Raw genomic sequence first — 23,024 nt, 5'->3', positions numbered from 1 at the left:
TCCTTTCGGTCCTCTGGTCGGACGGCGCCGGTCAGCTCGTCTTCAGCGCGGCGCGGACCGCGGAGAACTCGTTGCCGGCGGCCTGGGAGGCGAACTGGTACATGAGCACCGTGTCGACGTTGGAGAGCGTCTCGGTGTCGAGGTTGACGTTGTTGCCGTCGAGCCGGGTGGGCTCCAGGGAGCGCGCGGTCGTCGCGGAGACGTGGCCGTCGCCCCGGGCGACCGAGGCGGCGAGGGCGTCCTCGAAGGAGACGCGCTCTGCGGTGTAGCCGGGGGTGTTGACGTTGGCGATGTTGTTCGCGATCGCGCGCTGGCGCGCCGACAGGCCATTGAGGGCGCTCGTCAGGGCGGCCGTGGTCACGGATTCGAGCACGCTGCACTCCATCGGTGGTCGAAGGGGCGGCCCGTCCGTGGCCAGTCGTCGAGCGATCCGTGCTCGTAGGCCTCTATCGGCCGCGGTCCCGGAAGCGTTACGGCCGTCGCACCCCCTCTTCGCGGGGCACCTCGACAGGGTGAACGAGGGTCGTCCGCGCGGTGTCGTAGCGGTTCGGCCGGCCTGTGGATGAGTCTGTGCAGGTGAGGTGAAGTCACAGATTTATCCACACCCCTATTCGGGGTGTGAATTACACCGTTGTGGTTTAGAACATAGCTTCGATTGAGCGTGAAAATGCGATAAATGCCTGGTCAGAAGGCATTTTCTTTTCCTGTGAATTCTGAGATTCCACACATGCCGCGCGTGTCCTCCACACGTTATCGGCACTCATCCACGGCTTTTCCCCAGAGTTATCCACAGGTAGAGAAGCTGGGGAGGACGAATCGCCGCAGACCAGGCTGTCGACCCCCGTGGGTTGAACGGTCGCTGAACGCCCGCGACACGCCCGGGAGGGCGGATCGTCAGCCGATGAGGTCGAAGTAGACGGGGTGCGGACCGAGCTCCGTGCGGGGAACGGAGCTGACCGCGGCGAGGTGCTTGGCGGTGGTCTGACGCACGTCCTCGAGGTAGCGGATGGTGTGCAGCTGCGCCTCCAGCAGGCGCGCGGCGCGCTCCTGGAGCTCCTCGGGGATCGGCCCGAGCCCGGCCGGGGTGCGCCAGGGGACCGGCTCGACCTTGGCGAGGGCGCGGTGCAGCTCGTGCTCCATGCGCTCCAGCGCCTCGGCCCAGTCAGGCGACGCCGAGGTCACGACCGGTCTCCGCAGCGGGGTCGCCCGCGCCGAACGGCGAGGCGGGGACGATGGACGGCGCCGTCGAGGCGGGCAACGACGCGGCGGCCTCATGCCAGGCCGCCTGGAGCGGCTCGACGAGCTCGATCGCCTCGCGGACCTTGTCGGCGTCGTGCTCGATGGTGCCGGCGACGATGAGGTCGGCCAGGTAGCCGTACAGCTGGAGCAGGCTCTCGGCGCCGTCCCAGAGGTCGACCTTCAGGCTCGACGCGAGCTCGGCGACGATCTGGTCGGCGTGCCGCAGGTTCTCCCACGCGGTCGGCCACGCCTCGGCGCGCAGTGCCTCCTCGGCGCGGGTGAGGTCGAGGACCAGGCGGTCGTAGAGCATCGTGAGCAGGCGCGCCGGGCTGGCGGACAGCACGCTGTCCCGGTTGTAGGCCGACAGCTTCGCGGCGGCGGTGTTGAGCATACCCATCAGTGACCCGACGACGAGGACGACGAGCTTGCGGAGAGGGAGGCGAGCTGCCCGCTCAGCCACGACGACTGGGACTGGAGCTGCTGCAACTGGACTTCGAGGTTCGCATAGGTCTTCTGGAGTGTGGCTTTGCGGTCGGCGAGACGCGTGTCCCAGTCGGCGATCTGCGTGTTGAGGCTCTTGACCGTCGCCTGCTCGCCCTGGATCTTCGTCGTGATGGTGCCGGTGTACTTGTCGCTGGCGACGGTCGCGGCGTCGGAGACGCGCTGGGCGATGGTCGCGAGCGCCGACTTCACGCCGTCGGGGTTGTTCGCCAGAGCGGTGGTGAAGGCGGTCTTGTCGAACGTCACCTGCCCGTCGCTGGTGATGCTGATGCCGTAGGTGCTGGGGGAGATCCCGTTGATCGGCGCGATCACCGCGTCCATGAGCTTCTGGTTCGCATCGCGGACGGTCGAGTCGCCGGTGAACGGGCCCGCGGTGACCGTGGTCCCGCCCGCCGTGTCGGTGCCGGTCGAGACGGCCTGCTTCTGCGCGATGAAGGAGAAGGCGTCGTTCAGGCTGGTCACCAGCGCGTTCGCCGCGTTCGAGATCGAGGTGTCGTCGCGGGCGACCGTGAGCGTCACCGGGGTGGTGGAGGCGGCGCTGACGGTCAGCGAGACGCCGGGGAGCACCGTGGTGAACGTGTTGCTGGAGCTGGTCACGGCCTGCGCCGCGGCCGAGCCCGCCCAGAGCGTGACCTGCGCGTCCTGGGCCTGCCGAACCTGCGCGGCGCCGGGGTCGCTGAGGAGGTTGGTGGCGGTGCCTGCTGTCACGGCGGCCGGCGTGCCGCGGTAGACGGTGAAGGCGGCTGCCGCTCCGGTCTTCGCCGAGCTGAGCTGCAGGCGGTAGAGCGGCTGGCCGGTCGCCGGGTCGGTGCCGGCGGCGACCTGGGTGGCGCTGACGCCCACTCCCGCCTTGTTGATCGCCGACGCGACGTCGGCGAGCGAGTTGCTGGCGGCCGTGACCTGCGTCGTCGTGCCGTCCGAGCCCACGAAGGTGAGCGTCGGGGGATTGTCCGGCCACTGCGAGAGCGGGCCGGTGACGATGACCTGCGACTGCGCGAGGCGGTCGACGGTGAAGTCGATGGTGCCGTCCACTGCGCCCGTGCCCGCCGTCGCGGTGACGGAGGTGGAGCTGGTGGAGGCGGTGTGGAGGTCGGTGCCGGTCGGCTTCGCGAGGGCGGCCGCCGAGGTGGCGAGCGCCGCGATCTTGCTGTTCAGCGTCTGCATCGCCGTGATGTAGGTGGTGGAGTCCGCGACCTTGTTCTTGAGCAGGGTCTGCGGGACGGCCTCCGCCTGCATCAGCTGGCTGATCAGCTGGGTGGTGTTGAGTCCGCTGACCAGACCGTCGACGGCCATGCTCATGTGCTGCTCTCCCTCCTACTGCGGTGCTGCGCTGGTGCTGGTGCTGGTTCTGGTTGTGGCGGCGGCCGGGACGCCCTTTGGGGATGGCGTCCCGGCCGCCGGGTCTGACGCGCTCGGCTTAGCCGAGGAGCTTCAGGACGCCCGCGCCCGACTGGTTCGCCTGAGCGAGCATGGCGGTGCCGGCCTGCGACAGGATGTTGGAGCGGGTGTACTTCACCATCTCCGACGCCATGTCGGTGTCCGTGATGCGGGACTGGGCAGCCGACAGGTTCTCCTGCGAGACGTTGAGGCTGCGGATGGCGCTCTCGAAGCGGTTCTGGACCGCACCGATGTTGGCACGGGCCGTCGAGACGGCGGTGATCTGCGTGTCGAGCGTCGCGATCGAGGCCAGCGCGTTGGCGGCGGTGTCGAACTGCAGCCCGGCCGCCGCGGTGGCGACCGTGGTGACGTTCGCGCCGGAGAGGTCGACCTGGATCTGGTCGTTCGCCGCCACCGAGCCCGCGCCGACCTGGAAGGTCAGCTTGCCGGTGCCGGCGCCCGCAGAGCCGTCGAGCAGGTTGATCCCGTTGAAGTTCGAGCTGCCCGCGATACGGGTGAGCTCGCTCGTCAGCTGGGTGACCTCCGTCTTGATCGCGTTGCGCGAGTCCACGTTGTTCGAGTCGTTGCCGGCCTGAACAGCAAGGTCGCGCATGCGCTGCAGGATCGTGTGGACCTCGGTGAGCGAACCTTCAGCGGTCTGCACGACGCTGATGCCGTCCTGAGCGTTGCGGGCGGCGACGGTCAGACCGCCGACCTGCGACTTCAGGCCCTCCGAGATGGCCAGGCCCGCCGCGTCGTCCGCCGCACGGTTGATGCGGAGGCCGCTGGACAGCTTCTCGAGCGACTTCGAGAGGTCGCTCTGAGTGTTGTTCAGGTTGCGGTAGGCGTTGAGCGCCGAGATGTTGGTGTTGATCTGCATACCCATGATGTTTCCTCCATGACTGGGCTAGTGGTCCGCGGTCCATCCATGTCCCGCAGTGGGTTCTATCGGCCGGCGCGCGCCCCCCGTTAGGAACGGATTCAGGAGGCGCGGGCCGAGGTCGGGGTGGGGGTGTGCGGGTGCAGGTGCGCGACCGCGTGCTGGGCGAGCCGGGCGAGGTAGGCGCTGCGCCGGGCCTGCGAGGTCTTCGCCTCGATCACGGCGGGGTCGCCCTCGTCGGCGTAGTGCGTGGCCATGCCCTCGCGCATGAGCCGGATGGCCTCCGACCGCTGCTGCGACACCGCCGAGTGCGTGATGCCGAGCTCCTCGGCGATCTCGGTCACCGTGCGGTCGTCGAAGTAGATGGCCTCCACGATCGAGCGCATCCGGTCGGGGAGCGCGGCGACGGCGGCGCGGACGTAGGCGGTGCGCTCGCCGGCCAGCAGGGTGTCCTCCGGGCCGGCGGACTCGGACACGAGCACCGACTCGACGGTCTCGTCGAGGGTGGTCACCGAGCGATCTCCTCGACGGCCGGCGTGCGGCCGAGCGCGGCGGTCAGGCTCTCCTGCACCGCGAGCGTCGCCTTGATCCGCTTGCGGGCGGAGCGCGTGGCCCAGTCGCCCGCGCGCAGCTCGTCGGCGAGCGCGCCGACGATCCGGGTGCGCGCGTACGCGCCGAACGGGACGCCGGTGCTCGCGTCGTACGCGTCGGCGGCGGTCACGAGGGCGACGGCGCCGGCCGAGGCCAGGTCGTCGCGGGACAGGTGGGTGGCACGGGAGCACAGGTCGGATACCAGGTAGCCGACCAGCGGCAGGTTGTCGACGACGAGCGTGTTTCGTTCGCTGCGGTTCACGCTGTTGGACCCCTCTTCATCGGACGGATACGCCGCGGCGCCCCGGTGGGGACGGGGCGGTGCGGGTACTCGGGCGGTGCTGGATGCTCGGACTTACTTCGGGTGCCGAACAGAGTGCTAGGGGTCTTTCGTCTTTCACAGTAACGATCAGCCTCCTCTCAGGTCGCGAGGCGGTTGCCCCCACTACGGGGCAGTCCTACCCCCAGTACGGGGAACAGCGGGAAGTGGGGTGCATCCGGTACGGCCTGAGCGATTTCATAGCCGAACCCGCCTAACATCGGGGCGACCGGTGCCGATGGTCCCCCATGAGGCGGACACCCGTTCCGCCACGGACCGAGGGAACCAGTGCGCACAACGACTCACGAGGACGTCAGGAGCGACATGGCCGCGAGCGAACTCTCCGCTCAGCTCTGGAAGGAGCGCGAGCTGCTGGAGCTTCTGCTGTTCAAGCTGGAGGAGGAGCAGCTGCTGCTCATCGCCGGCAAGTCGCGCTGGATCTCGCACGCGACGCACGAGGTGGAGCAGGTGATGGAGCGGATGCGCGACGTCGCTCTCGCCCGCACCATCGAGGTGTCGGCCGTCGCGGAGGCGTGGGGCCTCCCGGCGGAGGCGACCCTGCGCGAGCTCGTGGCGGGCGCCCCGGACGGCATCTGGTCCGACATCTTCGCATCGCACCTGACCGCGATGACCGAGCTCACCGGTCAGATCGCGGAGGTGCGGGACACCAACGAGCGGCTGCTGCGGGAGGCCGCACGTTCGACGCAGGAGACCTTGAGCGGGCTGACCGGCGCCGGAACGGAGACCGGGCTCTACGGCGCGGCGGGCGAGAGCCGGTCGGGCGACTCCGGCGCACGGCTGTTCGACACGGAGGCCTGAGCGGGATGAGCACTTTCAGCGGGCTGAACACCGCCTACACCGGACTCGTCGCGGCGAAGGCCGGCCTCGACGTCGTCGGCCAGAACCTGGTGAACGCCAACACGGCCGGCTACACGCGCCAGCGCCTGACCACCTCCGGAGTGCCCGCCCTGAACTCGGCCGGCCTCTTCACCGGCGGCGTCCGGCCCGGCCAGGGCGTCAGCGTGGACGGCATCAAGCGCCTGGACGACGCCGCCCTCGACGCGCGGGTCCGCAGCACGACGGCCCTCTCCGGCTACTCCTCGACGCGCGCCCAGGCGCTCACCACGCTGGAGGACTCGCTCAACGAGCCCGGGACCAACGGCCTGTCCGCCCAGCTGCAGAAGTTCTGGTCCGCGTGGGGCGACGTGGCGAACCAGGCCGGCGAGCAGGCGCCCGCCGGCGTGCTGCTCGGCCAGGCCGGCAGCCTCGTAGGCCAGATCGCCTCCGGCTACCGGGCCGTCGACGCCCAGTGGAGCTCGCTGCGGCAGAGCGCGAACGGGATGGTGAACGACGTCAACCAGGCCGCGAACGAGGTCGCCGACCTCAACGGCCGGATCCGCCAGGCGGTCGCCTCCGGGTCGTCGGCCAACGAGCTGATGGACCGCCGCGATGTGCTGACGACGCAACTCGCGAACCTCGCCGGGGGAGTGGTGCGCGCGAACGACGACGGCACCGTGGACGTCCTGGTCGGCGGCAACGCCCTGGTCAGCGGCACGACCGCTAACGCCGTCCAGCTCGCCGGCGCGCAGCGGATGACGGACGCCGGCGCCGACCCCGTGCGGCTGGAATGGGCGCACCGGCCCGGCTCGGCCATCGCGCTCGAAGGCGGCCAGATCGCGGGCGCCGTGTCCACGCTCGCGCCCGCGGACGCCAACGGCACCGGGGGAGTCCTCGCCGAGGCGGCGGCGAGCTACAACGCCTTCGCCGTCACGCTCGCCCAGCGGGTCAACGCCGTGCACAGCACCGGCTCCACCCCGTCGGGGACGACCGGTCTCGACTTCTTCGCCATCGACGCCTCCCAGCCGGCGGCGCTCGGGCTCTCGGTCATCCCGACGGACGTGTCGCAGATCGCGACGGGGAAGCCGGGCGCCGGCGGCACCGACGGGACCGTCGCCGACGCCATCTCCCAGCTCGGCACCGGCCCGAACGCCGTCGACAAGCAGTGGTCGGCCTTCGTCGTCCGCGTCGGGACCGCCAGCAAGACCGAGCAGCAGCAGTCCGACCTCGCCGGCCTGGCCGCGAGCAACGCCACCAACGCGCAGCTCGCGAACTCGTCCGTCGACCTCGACGAGGAGAACATGAACATGCTCACGTTCCAGCACGCCTACCAGGGCGCCGCTCGCGTGATGACCGCCGTCGACGAGACGCTCGACACACTCATCAACCACACCGGACTGGTCGGGAGGTAGCCCGTGTTCACCCGCGTGACCAACGCAACCCAGACGGCGAACGCCCAGCGCAACCTGCAGCTCAGCCTGCAGCGCCAGGCGAAGCTGTACGACCAGGCGACGAGCCAGAAGCAGATCACCCGGCCGTCGGACGACCCGACGGCCACGGCGAGCGCTCTGAACGTGCGTTCCGACCAGGCGGCGACCGCCCAATACCAGCGCAACGTCGACAACGGCGACGGCTGGCTGACCACCGCCGACTCGACGCTGACCAACGTGGAGACGCTGATGCGCCGCTTCCGCGACCTCACCGTGCAGGGCGCGAACGACGGCTCCCTCTCTCCGGAGGCCAAGGAGGCGATCGCGACCGAGCTGGACGGCATCAAGAAGAGCATGCTCGCGCTGGCCAACACCACCTATCTCGGCCGCACGGTGTTCGCGGGCAACTCGGACGCGGGCGTCGCCTTCCAGCCGGACTACACGTTCACCGGCGCAGCCGGCAGTACTGTGGAGCGCAGGATCGGTCCCGGCACGACGGTGCGGGTCGACGCCGACGGCGCCGCCGCGTTCGGCTCCGGCGCCTCGTCGGTGTTCGCCCTCATCGACTCGACCGCGAGCGACCTCCGCTCGGGTGTCAACGTGGGCCCGAGGCTGGCGCAGATCGACGACAGGATGAAGGCGATCGTGGGAGAGCACGCGCAGATCGGCGGACGCCAGACCCGCATCGACAAGGCCAAGGACACGCTCGCCGTCGGTGCGAACTCGCTGGAGTCGCAGCGCGCGAGCCTGGAAGATGTGGACCTCAGCAAGGTGATCCTCGATCTGAAGACCCAGGACGTGAACTACCAGACCGCGATCGCGGTGACCGCCAAGGTCCTGCAGCCGACCCTGATGGACTTCCTCCGGTGAGCGGCGTCCGGTTCATCACCCCTCCGCCCGGCCTGGAGCCGCTCGACGCGTTCGAGCTCACCGCCGTCGCGGGCGCGGACGGACTCTACTCGCTGGCCTCGGTCGAGCGTCCGGAGGTGCGGCTGTTCACCATCGACGCCGAGGTCCACCTCCCCGGCTACTCGCCCGAGCTGCCGGACGATCGCGCCGCGGAGCTGGGCATCGGCTCGGCGGAGGAGGCGATGCTGCTCGCGGTCGTGACGCCGTCGCGGGAGGGGAGCACGGTCAACCTGCTCGCGCCCGTGATCGTCAACCGTGCGACCGGCGCCGCCCTCCAGCTCGTGCTGGACGACGACGCCCTCCCGGTGCGCGCCGAGCTCTCCGCCCTCGCCCGCGCGTGACCACCTCGCGAGTACGCGGATTCTCCGCGTACTCGACGGTTTCCGACCGATTATGCGCGTACTCGACGGTTACTTGGTCGGGCACGGGGCGGCGGCCTTCATGGCCGCGGCCGCCTGGTCCTCCGACCAGGGCAGGGAGGCGACGACCTTGGCGCCCTGCTGCGCCGCCGGCACTTTGGACACGATCGACGCGAGCCGTTCCGCAAGGGACTGCGCGAAGCCCGCTCCCGGGGTCGAGTCGTTCAGGGCCACGACGATGGTGAGGCCCGACGACGGGTCGGCGTACGCCGCCGAGAGGTAGCCGGGAACGGCCGCCGAGGCTCCGCGCAGCGGGCCGACCTGCTGCACGCCGAGTCCGTAGCCGAGCCAGGACGCGCCGGCGCCCACTGTCGCCGCCTGCGCGTCCGCGGACCTGCTGCTGAGCAGCGAGCCGCTGGCGAGCGCCTGCACGAACGCCTTCAGATCCGGGACGTTGGAGACCACGCCCGCGGCCGTCCAGCCCATCGAGGGCGACAGTGCGGTGACATCGTGGGTCTGAGCGCACACTGGCGCACCCGCGGCGTCGAGGGCGGCCGCATAGCCGGCCGGATGCGGCCCGGGGACGGTGAGCACACTGTTATCCGGGAGCGCGCTCGCGGTCATCCCGAGCCTGCTGAACACGTAGCCCTGGTACAGCTGCTGCCAGTTCCGGCCCGCCGCGTTCTGCAGCGCCATTCCGACCAGAAGCGCGTTGGTCTGAGACGGGCTGTACTTCTCGCCGGGGTTGCCCGTGCGCGCCGTGGCGACGCCGTCGCTCACCAGCTCGAGCGGCGGCCAGTAGCGGGTCGGATTCGCCAGGAACTCGGTTCTCAGCTGACCCGCGTAGTCGCCGATCCCCGAGGTGTCCTGGCAGAGTTCGCGCAGGGTCACGCCGCCGACGCCCACCAGCCCCGGCACCCACGTGGCGACCGGGTCGTCGAGTTCCACGGTCCCGTCGTCGACCAGCTCGAGCAGGACGGTGCAGGTCATCGCCGTGGTGAGCTGCCCGGCGCGGAAGGTCATCGCGGGGGAGACCGGCACGGACCCGCCCCGGGTGGTGGTGCCGATCGCGGCCGTCCAGCTCCCGGCCCACGGGGCCCAGACGCCGACGAGCGCGGCGGATCCGCCGGAGAGCGCGATCGCGTCCGTCACCGCCGCCTTGAGCCGCGCGGAGGTCGCGGCGGGGAGGCCGCCCGGCTGCTGCTGCGGGAAATCCGGGTTGGAGACCGTGGTGCCGCACGCGGTGAGCGCGAGCGCGAGGGCCGCGGCGGAGGCGGCGAGGACCGCCCTCCGGAGACCGGCCCCTCGTCCCATCGCATCCCCCCGACGCTTGCGGCCCGGCCCACCACGGCCGCCCTGTGCTGCGATTGTAGCCCGCGGCGGCGTCCCGTCGAAGGGGTCCCGTCCGCGACCAATCCGATCGGCGGCCCGCGCCGAACCAGTGATGAGGCGCGCACGCCGCGCGCCGTCTTCCAAGGAGGAACGACACATGCGCACATCACCGAACCGCCTCGTCGCAACGATCTTCGGCGCGGTCTATCTGCTCGTCGGGCTGCTCGGCTTCGCCTTCACCGGCGGCGTCGGCTTCGTGGCGACCCAGGGCGGCCTGATCCTCGGCATCTTCGAGGTCAACCCGCTGCACAACATCGCCCACCTGCTGATCGGCGCGGCGCTGCTCATCGCCGGCCTCACCCGGCTCGCCGCCGCGAAGGCCGTCAACATCACGGTCGGGGCCGTCTACCTGCTCCTGGGCATCGTCGGCTTCTTCCTCGTGGGGACGGGAGCGAACATCCTCGCCCTGAACACCCCCGACCACTTCCTCCACTTGGTGAGCGCGATCGTGCTCCTCGGTGTCGGTCTCGGCGCCGAGCGGACTGTGCGCGCCTCCTCGGCGACCGTCTGACCGGCTGGGCCACGGCGCTTCCCATGAGCAGGATGAAGGAGTCAGCCCCGGTCGCTCCGGCGACCAGGGCCGTCCTCGCCGTGGCCGCGCTGGGGGCCGGGCTGCTGCACGCGGCACTGGCCCCCAGCGCACCTCCCGCACTGCTCGCGCTCCTGGTGGCGGTCGCCGCCGCGGAGCTGACCTGGGCGGTGCTCGCACTGGCCCGCGAGCGACCTCCCCTGTTCGGCCTGATCCCGGCACTGGCGCTGGCGCCGCTCGGGATCTGGGCCGCGCTCGCGACGGCCGGGGCCACGGCGACGTCGGGCACGGTGCTCACGCTCCCATTCCTGCCGATGGGCGTGGCGTCGCTGCTCGACGTCGTCGTGGCGGGGATCGCCGCGGTGGTCCTGCGCCGCGGCCGGGCAGCGCGGGAGGGCACCGGCGCGCTCCGGTTCGTGGCGGCGCTCGCGGTCAGCGCGTGCGCGGTCTGCGCGGTGACCATCCCGGCGCTCGGCGCCACTGACGCGGGTGTCGCGGCGGTGACGGTGCACCACCACCACTGAGCGAGGCCCGGCTGCGTCCGGCTCGGCTCGGGCGGCTCAGCTCCGGCGGCTCAGCTCCGGCGGCTCAGTGCGAAGGACGCGTTCCCGAACCGCACGATCGACCCGGGGTCGACCTCGTGCCGGGTGTTCGGGTCGCAGGCGAAGGTTCCCTCGCCCGGGTAGGTGATCGTCGTGCCGTTCGCGGAGCCCAGGTCCATCACCCAGAACACGCCGTCGTACTGCCCGAAGGCGAGATGCGCGCGCGACACCGACTTGGCCTCGTCCGCCACGGTCACCAGCTCGATGTGGGCCGGATCCTCGAACTCCGTGCCCGGCGTGTGCGAGGCCGGGTTCCGGCCGATCACCCCGTTGCCCGAGGTCTCGACGTGCTGCCCGTCGCTCAGGTCCATTGCGAACATCACCGCCATCGGCGTCTCCTCTCGTCGGCGCACACGAAGCACCTCGCTTAGCATGCCATGTCGCGCCGCGCGCTCCTAGAGATCGCCCTCCGGGGCGAGACTCACTCGGACGCCACCGGCACCCGCATCGACCGGGCGTCGCGCATGAAGCGCTCCACGTCCGGATCGACCGTGATGTCGCTGGGCCGCAGCGGCCGGGTCAGGTAGAGGCCGTCGAGGCTGGTGATCCGGCTGAGCGCCACATAGGTCTGGCCGGAGGTGAACGCGCGGGTGCCGAGGTCCACGATCGCCGCGTCGTAGGTCTTGCCCTGCGACTTGTGGATGGTGACCGCCCAGGCGAGCCGCAGCGGGAACTGCGTGAACTCCGCGACGACATCCTTCGTCAGCTTCTTGGTCTCGGGGGAGTAGCTGTAGCGGTACTTCTCCCAGATCGCCGGCTCGACCTCGTGGACCTGGCCGTCGACCTCCACATAGACGTTGGAGTCGATGCGCGTCACGGTGCCGATGGTGCCGTTCACCCAGCGCGGGCCGTCGCCCTGGCCGACGTCGTTGCGCAGGAACATCACCTGCGCGCCGACCTTCAGCTCGAGCACCTCCTCGGCCGGGTAGTTGCGGCCGCCGAAGTCGCCGCTCACCTCGGCCTTGGCCGTCAGCGGACGGCCGGGGAGGCGCTCCAGCGCCAGCGCGTTGATCCGGTTCACGGTGTCGTTGCGGGTCGCGAGCGTGATCGTGCCGTCGCGCGGCGCGGGCCGCGCGCCGACCTCGTTCAGCCGGTCGGCGATCTCCTTCGTCACCTGGCCGTGCCGGACGGCGTTGAGCATGTAGCGGAAGTCGGACTCGTGCTGCCGGTGCACCTGCAGCAGCTCCACGATCTGGAGGTCGGCCTCCCGCCACACCTTCGCGTCGAAGAACCACATCGACCGGTAGGTGTCGGCGAAGTAGGCGCGCTCCTCGTGGTCGCCCGGCACCGGCGCCAGCTGGTACGGGTCGCCGAAGAGCACGATCTGCACACCGCCGAAGACCTCCTTCGGCCGCTGCCTGGCCTGGCGGAGGCTGCGGTCGACCGCGTCCATGAGGTCCGCGTTCACCATCGAGACCTCGTCGATCACGAGGGTGTCGATGCTGTTCAGGAGCTTGCGCAGCTCGCTGGTCTGCTCGATGTCGTGGTCCGCGATGACGCCGATCGGCAGCTTGAACAGCGAGTGGATGGTCTGGCCGCCGACGTTCAGCGCGGCCACCCCGGTCGGCGCGGCGATGACGATCGACTTCTCGGTGTTCCACGACAGGTGGTTGAGCAGCGTGGACTTGCCGGTGCCGGCCCTGCCGGTCACGAACACGTGGTCGCGCGTGTGCTCGATCAGTTCGAACACCGCCCGCTGCTCGGGCGAGAGCGAGAGTCCGCCCATCCGGATCCCTTCCCTCGCGCGACCTGCCGAACTACTCTAACCCCGCGTGCAGCGCCGGGGCCGCTTATCCACAGGCCCATAGGATGGCTGCTATGGGCGGGGACGGCAGGGGAGGCGAACTCCGCCCCGTGCTGCTCTGGTCGGGGTTCGGGGTCCTGCTCGTCGCGGCGTTCCTCGCCGCGCTCGGCGCCGTCCAGCGCACGTACTACAGCCCGGAGGGCTTCGTCTCCGCCTACGTCGGGGCGCTCGCCGCCCACGACCTGCCCGCCGCGCTCGCCATGCCGGGGGCGGCGCCGACGAAGCAGGCCCTGAGCGGCGCCGGGCTCCCGACGGACGCCTCCGCCGAGCTGCTGCGGTCCGACCTGCTTCCCCGCTACAGCGGCCTCCGCATCGTGTCCGACACGGCGACGGGGGTCGGCCGCACGGTCGTGGTCCGGGTCCTCGCCGACGGGCACCCGGTGACGGCCTCCTTCGAGCTCCGCCAGACCGGCGCGATCCTCGGCCTGCTGCCCACGTGGGAGTTCGCCCGCACTCCCGTCGGCGTCGCGCGCATCACCGTCGCCCACGCCCAGACGTTCACCGTCGGCGGCCACACCCTGAACCCGCGCGCGGCGGCGCCGGCCCAACCCGCCTCGGCGTTCACGGTCAGCGCCGGCTACCTGGTCCCCGCCCCGTCGCTGTACCGGCTCGGGCACTCGGACACCTACACGCAGGCCGCCGCGGTCGCGCTCCAGCCGTCGCCCGGACGGACAGTGGAGGCGACCGTCGACGCGCAGCCGAACGCGCACTTCACCACGGCTGTGCAGAAGGAGCTCGACGGCTTCCTCGACCAGTGCGCGAAGCAGCAGGTGCTCCAGCCCGCGGGCTGCCCGTTCGGCGTCGTGATCGACGACCGCGTGCAGGGCGCGCCCACCTGGACGATGAAGACCTATCCGCCGGTTCGCCTGGCCGCGGGGGACGGCGCGTGGACGATGCCCTCGACCGGCGGCGTCGTGCACCTCTCCGTGACGGTGCAGTCCATCTTCGACGGCAGCATCGAGCACCGCGAGTCGGACGAGAAGTTCACGGTGTCGCTCACCAGCGTCGTCATCCGGCCGGACGAGTCGCTCGACATCGTGGTGGGGGAGTAGCGGCTAACGCTGCGCCGTGCCGTCCCGGGCCGCGAGCCGGGCGAGCTGCTCGTTGTACGCCTTCAGCTCGGCGTCGTTGGTCCGGTCGGCGTTGCGGTCCTGACGCTTGGTCTCCCGCTCGTCGCTGCGGCTCCACTGGATGGCCACGACGATCGCGAGGATCACGGTCGGGATCTCGCCGACGCTCCAGGCGATCCCGCCCCCGGTCTGCTGGTCGATGAGCGGCGTCGCGCCCCAGGTGCGGCCCATCGCGCCGAACCAGTCGGCCAGGATGAGGCCGTGCATCTGCATGATGGACAGGCCGAAGAAGGCGTGGAAGGCCATCGTGCCGAGCAGGAGCAGCAGCCGGAACGGGTACGGCAGCCGGTACTTGACCGGGTCGATGCCGATCAGCGACTGCACGAACAGGTAGCCGGTGATCAGGAAGTGCATCACCATCCACTCGTGCCCGATGTGGTCGGTCGTCGCCCACCGGATCAGCGGCGTGTAGTAGAACGCCCACAGCGAGCCGGCGAACAGGCCGGCCGCGACCAGCGGGTGCGAGATGATCCCGGCGAAGCGGGAGTGGACGGCGAGCAGGATCCACTCGCGGCCGCCGCGGGAGCCGTCCTGGCGCTTGCGGATCGCCCGGGCGGCGAGCGTCACCGGGGCGCCGGGGACGAGGAGCAGCGGGACCGCCATGGTCAGCACCATGTGGGCGGACATGTGCGCCGAGAAGAGGTACTTCTCGTAGACGTTGACGCCGCCGTTGGTGATGTAGAACAACAGGACGATGCCGAGGGTCCAGAGCACGGTGCGGTAGATCGGCCAGGCGTCGCCGCGCTTGTGCAGCCGCCACACTCCGGCCAGGTAGAAGAACAGCGCGAACGCGCAGCCGAGCACCCACAGCAGGTCGAAGTTCCAGCTGGTGAACAGGCGGCCCCAAGTGAGCTCGGGCGGCAGCTTCTCGCCGGTCAGGATCTCCGCGGGCGTCGGCGTCGCCGCGCGCGTCTGCGGAACCGGCGTCACGGTGCGCGCGAGGGCCGCGGCCACCCCGGACGCGATGCCCATGAACGCCAGTTCGGCGGTGACGATCCACCAGAACGTCCGGCCCTCGCCGAGCCGCTTCAGCCGGTCGATGAGGACACGGCGCTGCATGAGGCCGAACAGGCCGAGCACCACGAGCGCCGCCACCTTGACGAGCACCAGAATGCCGTACGGCGTCGCGAGCTCCGCCAGCGTGCCCACGCGCAGCTCCGCGTTCACGTAGCCGGAGGCGGCGACGACGATGAAGCAGATCAGGGCGATGCTGGAGTAGCGCTCCAGCACCGTCACGAGCCGCCCGCCGCCCAGGGTGCGCTTGATGACGATGAGCGTGACAAGTCCGCCCAGCCAGATCGCGGCGAAGAGCACGTGCAGGCCGAAGGACGTCACCGCGGCGTCGTGGCCGGCCGCCTCCGAACTGTGCCCCTGCTGTGCCATGGGCACGACGGCGGCCATCGCGAGCAGCGTGACGAAGACGATCGCCGTCTGGTTGCGCACGGCGAAGCACAGCACCGTGACGGCGGCGGCGATGAGCGTGATCCCGAGCCAGGCCTGCCCGAGCGAGACGCTGGTGACGAACGAGCTGAGCCCGTTCGTGAAGGTCTGGTCGAACGACCACGGCACGTTGGCGACGCTGACGAAGGTGAAGAGGCCGGTCACCGCGGCGGCGACCGTCATGATCGCCGCGCACGCCGCGGCGAAGTCGAGGGCGATCCCGTACTCGGGGCGGTCCGAGCTGAACGCGAAGCAGGCCAGGACGAGCGCTCCGACAGTCCCGGAGAGGGCGAGGTTGACGACGAGCGTCGAGATGGGGAGGCCCCAGCGCACGAGCGCTCCCGGGTCGAGCAGGAGGGGCGCGGCGGCCCCTCCGCCGAAGGCGAGAGCCGCCACGACGGAGACGAGAGCGGCCGCCAGGAGTACGGCGGGACCGATCACGCGGAGAAGTCGGGGCACCCCTCAAGCCTACGTCTCCGCCGCTGTGCGGCTGCCCACAGGGCTCGCCGGTCGGGGGCCGCGGATCCCTGTCGCCGCAACGGAACGGGGGCGGCGCCGCAGTCGCGACGCCGCCCCCGCAAGAGCCTGGTTCAGGCTGTTACTTGACGGCAGCCTTGAGCTTGGAGCCCGCGGTCAGCTTGACGCGGTGGCCGGCCGGGATCGAGATCTCCTCGCCGGTCTGCGGGTTGCGGCCGGTGCGAGCGGCGGTCTCGGTGCGCTCGGCGGCGAGCCAGCCCGGGATGGTGACCTTGCCGCCACCCTTGACGGTCTCGCTGATCGTGGCGAAGAAGGCGTCGACGACGCTCGAGACGGTGGCCTGGCTCTGACCCGACGCCGCGGCGACGGCAGCAACGAGCTCGGTCTTGTTCAGGTTTTCAGCCATTGAGTGTCCTCCTCGGACCTTGTGCTGGATATTCAGCTGTCTTGTGGAACGGTTGAGGCCACGGTGGGCCGTAACGTTTGGTCGGTTGACCGCCTCGAATGTATCAGAATCCCGCGGAATTACGCGGATTCTCGCGGATTTTCGGCCGGGTTGACACGGCGTGTCCAGGCGAGGATACGACGAAGGGGCGCCCGGCGGATGCCGGACGCCCCTCCGAAGGGTGTCGACCGCTGCCTCTCAGCAGCGAAGGCTGGGTCTTACCAGCTCGACTTGGTGATGCCGGGCAGCTCGCCTCGGTGCGCCATGTCGCGGAAGCGAACGCGCGAGATGCCGAACTTGCTGAGGTTTCCGCGGGGACGGCCGTCCACGGCGTCGCGGTTGCGGACGCGGATGGGGGAGGCGTCGCGGGGGAGCTTCTGGAGGCCGACGCGGGCGGCCTCACGGGACTCGTCGGTGCCGTTGGGGTCGACGAGGGCCTTCTTGAGCTCGGCGCGCTTGGCGGCGTAGCGCTCGACGATGACCTTGCGCTGCTCGTTCTTGGCGATCTTGGACGTCTTGGCCATGGTTTAGCGCTCCTCTCGGAAGTCGACGTGCTTGCGCACGATGGGGTCGTACTTCTTGAGCACGAGACGGTCGGGGTCGTTGCGGCGGTTCTTCTTGGTCACGTAGGTGTAACCGGTGCCCGCCGTCGAACGGAGCTTGATGATCGGACGGATGTCCTGCTGCTTCGCCATTGTTAGATCTTCTCCCCACGGGCCAGGAGGTCCTTCACCACGGACTCGATGCCACGGGCGTCGATGACCTTGATGCCCTTGGCGCTCAGCGTCAGGGTGACGTTACGACGAAGAGACGGGACGTAGTACGTCTTCTTCTGGATGTTCGGGTCGAACCGGCGCTTCGTGCGACGGTGCGAGTGCGAGATGTTGTGACCGAAGCCGGGGGTGGCTCCTGTCACCTGGCACACTGCTGCCATTGCTTTCTTCTCCAATACCGTGATGCAGTTGCATCACCCAAGGTCACTTGTCGGCGCACGACTTCCCGACCGGTTTATGAGGTTGGGGTTTCGTACACGGCTAACGGAGTGGGAGGAGCCCACTCAGCCAAACATTCATGATACGGCACAGATGGCGGTGGCGACAAATCGCAGTAGCGCTTGCCCGGCGCCATTCAGCTATTCCGCGCCTGCCGCCTTCGCCGTGCACCCCGCGCACAGCCCGAACACGTCCACCACATGCTGCGCCTGCGTGAACCCGTGCGACGCCGCCGCGGCGCGCGCCCACTGCTCGACTTCGTCCGCCTCGATCTCCACCGTCAGGCCGCAGTTGCGGCAGATCAGGTGGTGGTGGTGGCCGGTGGTGCAGGCGCGGTAGAGGCTCTCGCCCTCCGGCGACTGGAGCGAGTCGGCGTCGCCCTCCGCGGCCAGGTCGGCGAGCGCGCGGTAGACCGTCGCGAGGCCGATGGGCGAGCCCGTCTCGTGCAGCGACAGGTGGAGTCCCTGCGCGCTGATGAAGCCCTCCGTCGAGGACAGGGCCTCGCGGACGGCCTCCCGCTGCCAGGTGTTGCGCTTCACGGTTCCAGGCTAGCCGTTCTGGCTCACGAGTCGCCGGGAACCCCGGGCGCCCGCCAGCCGGCACACGACGTAGATGAGGAAGGAGATCGTCGTCACGTACGGGCTGATCGGCAGGGAGCTGCCGAGCGCCAGCAGGATGCCGCCGACCACCGAAAGGAGGGCGAAGCCCACGCTCAGCAGCGGGACGACCAGTGGCGACGAGGAGACGCGCATGGCCGCCGCCGCCGGGGTCACCAGCAGGGACAGCACGAGGAGGGCGCCGACGATCTGCACGGAGACCGCGACCGCGAGGCCGAGCAGCACCATGAACGCCAGGGCGACGAACCGGGTCGGGACGCCCCGAGACGCCGCCACGTCGGCGTCGAGGCTGTCGAACATCAGCGGGCGCCACATCAGCAGGAGGCCGACGAGCACGATGGCGCCGATGACGAGCAGCGAGCCGAGCTGCGGGTCGTCGACCGACACGATCTGGCCGGTGAGCAGGCCGAACTTGTTCGCGGAGCGGCCGGGATAGAGCGCCAGGGCCAGGATCCCGAGCCCGAGCCCGAAGGGCATCAGCACCGCGATGATCGAGTTTCGGTCGCGCGCCTTCGCGCCGAGGAGGCCGATCAGGATCGCGGCGATCAGCGATCCGACGATCGACCCGGCGACGACGTTCACGCCGAACAGCAGCGCGACCGCGGCCCCCGCGAACGACAGCTCGCTGATCCCGTGGACGGCGAACGCCATGTCCCGCTGCATCACGAAGACGCCGATCAGGCCGCCGACGACGCCCAGAACGGCGCCCGCGAAGATCGAGTTGCGCACCAGCGCCAGCAGCTGGCCGTAGTCGGTGAAGTTGAAGAGTTGCGACCAGAGATCGTTCATGCGGCCGGCTCCGGGTGCGAGGTTCGGGTGTGCTCGTGGTGCGCGTGGGTCTCGGCGTCCGGGATGCCCACGACGACGATGCGCCCGCGGCTGCGGATGACGTCCACGGGCGTTCCGTACAGGTCGGTGAGCACCTCGCTGCGCAGCACCTCGTCGGGCGTGCCGGTGCGGAACCGGCCTCCCGCCAGGTAGAGGACCCGATCGACCATCCCGAGCACCGGGTTCACGTCGTGCGTCACGAAGACGACGGCGCTGCCGTGGTCGCGCCTGCGCCGGTCGATCAGCTCGCTGACGCCGCGCTGGTGCTGGAGGTCCAGCGACAGCAGCGGCTCGTCGCAGAGCAGCAGCGCGGGATCCCCGGCGAGCGCCTGCGCGACGCGGAGCCGCTGCTGCTCGCCGCCTGACAGCGACCCGACCGGGGTGTCCGCATAGCGGCGCGCGCCGACGGAGTCGATCAGCTGCTCCACCTGCTCCCGGTCGGCGCGGTTCGGGAGGGGGAGCCCCCAACGGTGACCGTTGACGCCGAGCGCGACGAGGTCGCGGGCGCGCATCGGGGTGCCGGCGGGGATGAGCTTCTGCTGCGGGATGTACCCGATCCGCCGGTCGCCGCGCCGGACGGGGCGGCCTTCGAGGACGATGTTCCCGGAGTCCAGCGCCTGCTGGCCGAGGATCGTCTTCAGCAGGCTGGTCTTGCCCGAGCCGTTCGGCCCGAGCACGGCGACGAACTCGCCGGCGTGGACGTCCAGGTCCAGCCCGCTCCACAGTGTGCGGTCGCCGAAGCCGAGCGCGGCGTCGCGCAGGCTGAGCACGACGTCGCGCTCGCCCGGCGCCGCCACGCGCTCGATCGGTTCGCTCACTTGGCGAGCGCCGAAGCGACGGCGTCGAGATTCGCGTTCATCCAGCCAACGTAGTCCTTGCCGGCGGGCAGCGTCTCGGTGACGGGCACGACGGGGATGCCGGCTGCCGTGGCCGCGGCCTTCACGCGCTCGGTCTCGGGGCCGCTGGTCTGCTCGTTGTAGGCGAGCAGTTTGACCTGGTGCCCGCTGAACAGCGCCAGCGTCTCCTGCAGGACGAGCGGGGACACGTCCGTGCCCGCCTCGATCGCCGCACTGAACTTCTCCGGCGTCTTGTTGACGAGCCCGGCGGCCTCCAGGAGGTAGAGCGGCACCGGCTCCGTCACGGCGATGCCGGCACCGGCGTACTTCGCCTTCAGCTCGGCCTCCCGGTTCTGGAGGGCGGCGAGCTTCCCGGAGAAGGCCGCGGCGTTCTTGGTGAAGGTCGCCTTCTGGGCCGGGTCGGCCTTCGAGAGGGCGTCGGTCAGAGTGGTCGTGAACTTCTCGATCGTGGGGAAGTCGTACCAGACGTGCTCGTTGAGCTCGCCGCCGACGGCCTTCTTGCCCGAGATGTCGACCACGTTCAGCACGGTGGCCTTCGTGTTCTTCGAGCCGGTGCGGAGGGTGTTCATGAAGTCGTCGTAGCCGCCGCCGTTCTCGATCAGGATGTCGGCCTTCGAGACGGCGAGCTGGCTCTGGGCGCTCGCCTCGAACGAGTGCGGGTCCTGGGCGGGGTCGGACATGAGGGACGTCACCTCGACGGCGTTGCCGGCGATGGTGGAGGCGATGTCGCCGTAGACGTTGGTGCTGGCGACGACGCGGACCTTGCCGTCGTCGGCGGACGAGCCGGCGGAGCAGCCGGTCAGGGCCGCTACGGTCGCGGCGGCGAGGGCGAGGGCGAAGACGGAACGCTTCTGCATGGGGACCTGTCTAATTCGTGGGTGTACCACGAATGTATCCCTAATTGAGAACGATTGTCAAAATCATTAACGGCCCACGCGCGATTCAGCACGAATGTCGACTCTGAGCGCGCGAGAAGCGACATTCGGCACGAATGTCGAGGGTTCAGTCGAGCAGCAGCGCGGGCTCCTCGATGATGGAGGCGACGTCCGCCAGGAACCGCGAGGCGACATCCCCGTCCACCACGCGGTGGTCGAACGACGCTCCCAGCGTCGTGACGTAACGCGGGCGCACCTCGCCGTCCACGACCCACGGCTTCTGCTTGATCGTGCCGAGCGCCACGATGCCGACCTCGCCCGGGTTCAGGATCGGCGTCCCGGTGTCCATCCCGAACACACCGATGTTCGTGATCGTGATCGTGCCGCCGGCCATGTCAGCCGGGGGAGTCTTGCCCTCGCGGGCGACCAGGGTCAGCTCCTCCAGCGCCTTGGCGAGCTCCAGCAGGGTCATACCCTGCGCCTCCTTGACGTTCGGGACGATGAGCCCGCGCGGTGTCGCGGCGGCGATGCCGAGGTTCACGTAGTGCCGGACGATGATCTCCTCGTCGGTCCACGTGGAGTTCACGGTCGGATTGCGGCGCACGGCCCAGATGATCGCCTTCGCCACGATGAGCAGCGGCGACACCTTGACGCCGACGAAGTCGGGCGAGCTCTTCAGCCGCTTGACGAACTCCATCGTGCGGGTGGCGTCGACGTCCACGAACAGGCTGACGTGCGGGGCGCTGAACGCGCTGGTGGTCATCGCGTTGGCGATCGCCTTGCGCACACCCTTGACCGGGATGCGGTCCTCGCGGTCGTCCGGCCAGGCCGGGGTCTGGATGTTGCGGAACACGCTCGCCTGGGTCGCCTCCCGGAGCACGTCGTCGCGGGTGATGTCGCCGATCGGGCCGGTCGGGGTGACGATCGTGAGGTCGACGCCGAGGTCCTTCGCCAGCTTGCGGATCGGCGGCTTGGCGATGACGGGGGCGCGCCCGGCGGGGGAGGCGCCGGCCGGAGCAGCCGCGGGAGCGGTCGGAGCGGCGGCAGCGGGAGCCGCGGCAGCGGCGGGAGCGGGCGTGAACGTCACCGGGATGGACGCCGTCCCCGGGTGCGTCACGCGGCGCCGGCGGCTGGTCCCGTGACCGGCCGCGCCGTAGCCGACGAGCACGGCGCCCGCCTTCGGCTCGTCGGCCTCGTGCGACACGCTCTGCGCGGCGTCGGCCTCCGCCTCCGCCACTTCGCCCACCGGCTCGGCCGGGGCGGACGGCGCAGACCCGCCGGTGACGGTGATGATCGGCGTGCCGACCTCCACGGTCTGACCCTCGGACACGAGCAGCGCCCCGACCGTCCCCTCGAACGGCGACGGCAGCTCCACGAGCGACTTGGCCGTCTCGATCTCCACGATCACCTGGTTGACCGCGACGGGCTCACCGGGCGCGACCTTCCAGGAGACGATCTCGGCCTCGGTCAGACCCTCGCCGACGTCGGGCAGCAGGAACTGGGACTCGCTCATGTGCGGCTTCTTTCGTTCGTCGCGGGCTCAGTACGCGAGCGCGCGGTCGACGGCTTCGAGGATGCGGTCGGCGTCGGGCAGGTAGACGCCCTCCAGCTTGGCCGGCGGGAAGGGGGTGTCGAAGCCGGCGACCCGCAGCACGGGCGACTCCAGCGAGTAGAAGGCCTTCTCGGCGACCACCACGGCGACCTCGGAGGCCACGGACACGGTGCCGGGCGCCTCCTGCGCGACGATGAGCCGGCCGGTCTTCTGCACCGACTGGAGCACCGGCGCGTAGTCGATGGGTGCGAGCGAGCGCAGGTCGACGACCTCCAGGCTGCGGCCCTCCTCGGCGGCGACCTCGGCGGCGCGCAGCGCGACCGGGACCATGCCCGCCCAGGCCACGATCGTCGCGTCCGTGCCGGTGCGGACCACGCGGCTGGCGTGCAGCGGCACCGGGTTCTCCTCGGTGTCCACGTCGCCCTTCGGCCAGTAGCGGCTCATCGGCTCGAAGAAGATCACGGGATCGTCGGAGGCGATGGCCTCCTGGATCATCCAGTACGCGTCGTTCGGCGTCGACGGCGCGACGATCCGCAGGCCCGCGGTGTGCGCGAAGTACGCCTCCGGAGCCTCCTGGTGGTGCTCGACGGCGCCGATGTGGCCGCCGTGCGGGATGCGGATGACGACGGGCATCGAAACCGCGCCGCCGTGCCGGTTGGTCAGCTTCGCCAGCTGCGTCGTGATCTGGTCGAAGCCGGGGAAGACGAAGCCGTTGAACTGGATCTCGACCACCGGGCGGTAGCCGCGCATCGCGAGGCCGATCGCCGAGCCGATGATGCCCGCCTCCGCGAGCGGGGTGTCGAGCACGCGCTTCGCGCCGAACTCGGCCTGCAGGCCCTCCGTGACGCGGAAGACGCCGCCGAGCGGGCCGATGTCCTCGCCCATCAGCAGGACCTTCGGGTCCGCGGCGAGCGCGCGCCGCAGGCCGGCGTTGAGCGCCTTCACCATCGGCATCGATTGGATGCGCGGGCCGGCGGGCTCGGCAGGAGCCTCCGACTGTGCCGCGACTCCCGGCTGGGGCTCCCCGACCTCCGACTCGGCG

At 70.4% G+C, this 23,024-nt stretch carries 28 protein-coding genes; 7 read left to right on the top strand and 21 right to left on the bottom strand.

Annotation, left to right across the window (positions count from 1 at the left end; all coding sequences use genetic code 11):
* Nucleotides 1–31 precede the first annotated feature (31 nt).
* From flgB to HNR13_RS21385, 7 genes are all read right to left on the bottom strand, one after another.
* The gene (gene flgB, locus HNR13_RS01965) at nt 32–373 is read right to left on the bottom strand and encodes a flagellar basal body rod protein FlgB (protein WP_179604192.1); all 342 of its coding nucleotides are present in this window, start codon (nt 371–373) and stop codon (nt 32–34) included.
* Nucleotides 374–894: 521 nt separating this feature from the next.
* On the bottom strand, nt 895–1,182 hold the full coding sequence (locus HNR13_RS01960; RefSeq protein ID WP_343063410.1) for a hypothetical protein: 288 nt from the start codon (nt 1,180–1,182) through the stop codon (nt 895–897).
* The gene (fliS, locus tag HNR13_RS01955) at nt 1,163–1,630 is read right to left on the bottom strand and encodes a flagellar export chaperone FliS (protein WP_246312698.1); all 468 of its coding nucleotides are present in this window, start codon (nt 1,628–1,630) and stop codon (nt 1,163–1,165) included. The genes HNR13_RS01960 and fliS overlap by 20 nt, the downstream gene beginning before the upstream one ends.
* 5 nt (nt 1,631–1,635) lie before the next feature.
* Complete coding sequence (gene fliD, locus HNR13_RS01950; protein ID WP_179604190.1) at nt 1,636–3,039, bottom strand: flagellar filament capping protein FliD; 1,404 nt, start codon at nt 3,037–3,039, stop codon at nt 1,636–1,638.
* A 118-nt stretch (nt 3,040–3,157) separates the two neighbouring features.
* Nucleotides 3,158–4,003: a flagellin N-terminal helical domain-containing protein gene (locus HNR13_RS01945; protein ID WP_218881145.1), complete on the bottom strand. Its 846-nt coding sequence runs from the start codon at nt 4,001–4,003 to the stop codon at nt 3,158–3,160.
* Nucleotides 4,004–4,098: 95 nt separating this feature from the next.
* Entirely contained in the window at nt 4,099–4,614 is a 516-nt protein-coding gene (locus HNR13_RS01940; RefSeq protein WP_246312860.1) for a sigma-70 family RNA polymerase sigma factor, read from the bottom strand.
* Entirely contained in the window at nt 4,506–4,850 is a 345-nt protein-coding gene (locus HNR13_RS21385) for a sigma-70 family RNA polymerase sigma factor (RefSeq protein WP_343063409.1), read from the bottom strand. Before HNR13_RS21385 ends, HNR13_RS01940 begins: the two co-directional genes overlap by 109 nt.
* 381 nt (nt 4,851–5,231) lie before the next feature.
* Between HNR13_RS21385 and flgN the strand changes: the two genes are divergently transcribed.
* Genes flgN through HNR13_RS01920 form a run of 4 tightly spaced genes read left to right on the top strand, consistent with a single transcriptional unit; the run spans nt 5,232 to nt 8,424 of the window.
* Nucleotides 5,232–5,726 carry a flagellar export chaperone FlgN gene (gene flgN, locus HNR13_RS01935; protein WP_179604189.1) on the top strand — a complete coding sequence of 165 codons (495 nt, stop codon included), beginning with the start codon at nt 5,232–5,234 and terminating at the stop codon, nt 5,724–5,726.
* Between the two features lie 5 nt (nt 5,727–5,731).
* Nucleotides 5,732–7,156, top strand: coding sequence for a flagellar hook-associated protein FlgK (gene flgK / locus HNR13_RS01930; RefSeq protein WP_179604188.1), 1,425 nt, complete (start codon nt 5,732–5,734; stop codon nt 7,154–7,156).
* A gap of 15 nt (nt 7,157–7,171) precedes the next feature.
* Nucleotides 7,172–8,044 (top strand): flagellar hook-associated protein FlgL, encoded by an 873-nt coding sequence (flgL, locus tag HNR13_RS01925; protein ID WP_343063408.1) that lies wholly within the window; start codon nt 7,172–7,174, stop codon nt 8,042–8,044.
* On the top strand, nt 8,041–8,424 hold the full coding sequence (locus HNR13_RS01920) for a flagellar assembly protein FliW (RefSeq protein WP_179604186.1): 384 nt from the start codon (nt 8,041–8,043) through the stop codon (nt 8,422–8,424). The genes flgL and HNR13_RS01920 overlap by 4 nt, the downstream gene beginning before the upstream one ends.
* Before the next feature lie 69 nt (nt 8,425–8,493).
* Here the strand turns inward: HNR13_RS01920 and HNR13_RS01915 are convergent, their stop codons facing one another.
* A complete protein-coding gene (locus HNR13_RS01915; protein WP_179604185.1) occupies nt 8,494–9,756 on the bottom strand; it encodes a serine hydrolase domain-containing protein in 1,263 nt (420 codons plus the stop codon).
* A 175-nt stretch (nt 9,757–9,931) separates the two neighbouring features.
* Here HNR13_RS01915 and HNR13_RS01910 point away from each other — a divergent pair, with 175 nt between their 5' ends.
* Both HNR13_RS01910 and HNR13_RS01905 read left to right on the top strand, forming a co-directional pair.
* The gene (locus HNR13_RS01910; protein ID WP_179604184.1) at nt 9,932–10,345 is read left to right on the top strand and encodes a DUF4383 domain-containing protein; all 414 of its coding nucleotides are present in this window, start codon (nt 9,932–9,934) and stop codon (nt 10,343–10,345) included.
* A 32-nt stretch (nt 10,346–10,377) separates the two neighbouring features.
* Complete coding sequence (locus HNR13_RS01905) at nt 10,378–10,887, top strand: hypothetical protein (protein ID WP_246312697.1); 510 nt, start codon at nt 10,378–10,380, stop codon at nt 10,885–10,887.
* A 50-nt stretch (nt 10,888–10,937) separates the two neighbouring features.
* Here HNR13_RS01905 and HNR13_RS01900 read toward each other — a convergent pair whose 3' ends face one another.
* Nucleotides 10,938–11,294, bottom strand: coding sequence for an FHA domain-containing protein (locus HNR13_RS01900; protein ID WP_179604183.1), 357 nt, complete (start codon nt 11,292–11,294; stop codon nt 10,938–10,940).
* Between the two features lie 92 nt (nt 11,295–11,386).
* Nucleotides 11,387–12,691, bottom strand: a complete 1,305-nt coding sequence (locus tag HNR13_RS01895; protein ID WP_179604182.1) for an ATP-dependent DNA helicase — start codon at nt 12,689–12,691, stop codon at nt 11,387–11,389.
* Between the two features lie 92 nt (nt 12,692–12,783).
* On the opposite strand from HNR13_RS01895, the gene HNR13_RS01890 reads away from it, so the two are divergent.
* Nucleotides 12,784–13,821: a hypothetical protein gene (locus HNR13_RS01890; RefSeq protein ID WP_179604181.1), complete on the top strand. Its 1,038-nt coding sequence runs from the start codon at nt 12,784–12,786 to the stop codon at nt 13,819–13,821.
* A gap of 3 nt (nt 13,822–13,824) precedes the next feature.
* Here the strand turns inward: HNR13_RS01890 and HNR13_RS01885 are convergent, their stop codons facing one another.
* From HNR13_RS01885 to HNR13_RS01835, 11 genes are all read right to left on the bottom strand, one after another.
* Nucleotides 13,825–15,798, bottom strand: a complete 1,974-nt coding sequence (locus HNR13_RS01885; RefSeq protein WP_343063407.1) for a bifunctional copper resistance protein CopD/cytochrome c oxidase assembly protein — start codon at nt 15,796–15,798, stop codon at nt 13,825–13,827.
* A 139-nt stretch (nt 15,799–15,937) separates the two neighbouring features.
* A complete protein-coding gene (locus HNR13_RS01880) occupies nt 15,938–16,222 on the bottom strand; it encodes an HU family DNA-binding protein (protein ID WP_281369267.1) in 285 nt (94 codons plus the stop codon).
* A 257-nt stretch (nt 16,223–16,479) separates the two neighbouring features.
* Nucleotides 16,480–16,785, bottom strand: a complete 306-nt coding sequence (gene rpsN / locus HNR13_RS01875) for a 30S ribosomal protein S14 (protein ID WP_179604180.1) — start codon at nt 16,783–16,785, stop codon at nt 16,480–16,482.
* A 3-nt stretch (nt 16,786–16,788) separates the two neighbouring features.
* On the bottom strand, nt 16,789–16,956 hold the full coding sequence (gene rpmG, locus HNR13_RS01870; protein WP_055922173.1) for a 50S ribosomal protein L33: 168 nt from the start codon (nt 16,954–16,956) through the stop codon (nt 16,789–16,791).
* 2 nt (nt 16,957–16,958) lie between these two features.
* A complete protein-coding gene (gene rpmB / locus HNR13_RS01865) occupies nt 16,959–17,195 on the bottom strand; it encodes a 50S ribosomal protein L28 (protein ID WP_047561095.1) in 237 nt (78 codons plus the stop codon).
* A 198-nt stretch (nt 17,196–17,393) separates the two neighbouring features.
* Nucleotides 17,394–17,792: a transcriptional repressor gene (locus tag HNR13_RS01860; protein WP_179604179.1), complete on the bottom strand. Its 399-nt coding sequence runs from the start codon at nt 17,790–17,792 to the stop codon at nt 17,394–17,396.
* A gap of 9 nt (nt 17,793–17,801) precedes the next feature.
* Nucleotides 17,802–18,659: a metal ABC transporter permease gene (locus HNR13_RS01855; RefSeq protein ID WP_179604178.1), complete on the bottom strand. Its 858-nt coding sequence runs from the start codon at nt 18,657–18,659 to the stop codon at nt 17,802–17,804.
* The gene (locus tag HNR13_RS01850; RefSeq protein WP_179604177.1) at nt 18,656–19,516 is read right to left on the bottom strand and encodes an ATP-binding cassette domain-containing protein; all 861 of its coding nucleotides are present in this window, start codon (nt 19,514–19,516) and stop codon (nt 18,656–18,658) included. The genes HNR13_RS01855 and HNR13_RS01850 overlap by 4 nt, the downstream gene beginning before the upstream one ends.
* On the bottom strand, nt 19,513–20,412 hold the full coding sequence (locus tag HNR13_RS01845) for a metal ABC transporter solute-binding protein, Zn/Mn family (protein WP_179604176.1): 900 nt from the start codon (nt 20,410–20,412) through the stop codon (nt 19,513–19,515). Before HNR13_RS01845 ends, HNR13_RS01850 begins: the two co-directional genes overlap by 4 nt.
* 145 nt (nt 20,413–20,557) lie before the next feature.
* Nucleotides 20,558–21,943, bottom strand: a complete 1,386-nt coding sequence (locus tag HNR13_RS01840; RefSeq protein ID WP_179604175.1) for a dihydrolipoamide acetyltransferase family protein — start codon at nt 21,941–21,943, stop codon at nt 20,558–20,560.
* Between the two features lie 27 nt (nt 21,944–21,970).
* Nucleotides 21,971–22,936: an alpha-ketoacid dehydrogenase subunit beta gene (locus tag HNR13_RS01835; RefSeq protein ID WP_179609032.1), complete on the bottom strand. Its 966-nt coding sequence runs from the start codon at nt 22,934–22,936 to the stop codon at nt 21,971–21,973.
* Between the last annotated feature and the right edge of the window lie 88 nt (nt 22,937–23,024).

This window comes from Leifsonia shinshuensis (genome assembly GCF_013410375.1).
Taxonomy (GTDB): domain Bacteria; phylum Actinomycetota; class Actinomycetes; order Actinomycetales; family Microbacteriaceae; genus Leifsonia; species Leifsonia shinshuensis.
This window is presented reverse-complemented; position numbering and strand designations above follow the sequence as displayed.

Coding starts and splice junctions, on each gene's coding strand:
- HNR13_RS01835 (WP_179609032.1), bottom strand. CDS start 22,936: ATGCCGATGGTGAAGGCGCTCAACGCCGGCCTGCGGCGCGCGCTCGCC.
- flgN (WP_179604189.1), top strand. CDS start 5,232: ATGGCCGCGAGCGAACTCTCCGCTCAGCTCTGGAAGGAGCGCGAGCTG.
- HNR13_RS01840 (WP_179604175.1), bottom strand. CDS start 21,943: ATGAGCGAGTCCCAGTTCCTGCTGCCCGACGTCGGCGAGGGTCTGACC.
- flgK (WP_179604188.1), top strand. CDS start 5,732: ATGAGCACTTTCAGCGGGCTGAACACCGCCTACACCGGACTCGTCGCG.
- HNR13_RS01945 (WP_218881145.1), bottom strand. CDS start 4,003: ATGGGTATGCAGATCAACACCAACATCTCGGCGCTCAACGCCTACCGC.
- fliD (WP_179604190.1), bottom strand. CDS start 3,039: ATGAGCATGGCCGTCGACGGTCTGGTCAGCGGACTCAACACCACCCAG.
- HNR13_RS01915 (WP_179604185.1), bottom strand. CDS start 9,756: ATGGGACGAGGGGCCGGTCTCCGGAGGGCGGTCCTCGCCGCCTCCGCC.
- rpmG (WP_055922173.1), bottom strand. CDS start 16,956: ATGGCGAAGCAGCAGGACATCCGTCCGATCATCAAGCTCCGTTCGACG.
- rpsN (WP_179604180.1), bottom strand. CDS start 16,785: ATGGCCAAGACGTCCAAGATCGCCAAGAACGAGCAGCGCAAGGTCATC.
- HNR13_RS01895 (WP_179604182.1), bottom strand. CDS start 12,691: ATGGGCGGACTCTCGCTCTCGCCCGAGCAGCGGGCGGTGTTCGAACTG.
- HNR13_RS01880 (WP_281369267.1), bottom strand. CDS start 16,222: ATGGCTGAAAACCTGAACAAGACCGAGCTCGTTGCTGCCGTCGCCGCG.
- HNR13_RS01910 (WP_179604184.1), top strand. CDS start 9,932: ATGCGCACATCACCGAACCGCCTCGTCGCAACGATCTTCGGCGCGGTC.
- HNR13_RS01890 (WP_179604181.1), top strand. CDS start 12,784: ATGGGCGGGGACGGCAGGGGAGGCGAACTCCGCCCCGTGCTGCTCTGG.
- HNR13_RS01905 (WP_246312697.1), top strand. CDS start 10,378: ATGAAGGAGTCAGCCCCGGTCGCTCCGGCGACCAGGGCCGTCCTCGCC.
- rpmB (WP_047561095.1), bottom strand. CDS start 17,195: ATGGCAGCAGTGTGCCAGGTGACAGGAGCCACCCCCGGCTTCGGTCAC.
- HNR13_RS01900 (WP_179604183.1), bottom strand. CDS start 11,294: ATGGCGGTGATGTTCGCAATGGACCTGAGCGACGGGCAGCACGTCGAG.
- HNR13_RS01855 (WP_179604178.1), bottom strand. CDS start 18,659: ATGAACGATCTCTGGTCGCAACTCTTCAACTTCACCGACTACGGCCAG.
- fliS (WP_246312698.1), bottom strand. CDS start 1,630: ATGCTCAACACCGCCGCCGCGAAGCTGTCGGCCTACAACCGGGACAGC.
- HNR13_RS01845 (WP_179604176.1), bottom strand. CDS start 20,412: ATGCAGAAGCGTTCCGTCTTCGCCCTCGCCCTCGCCGCCGCGACCGTA.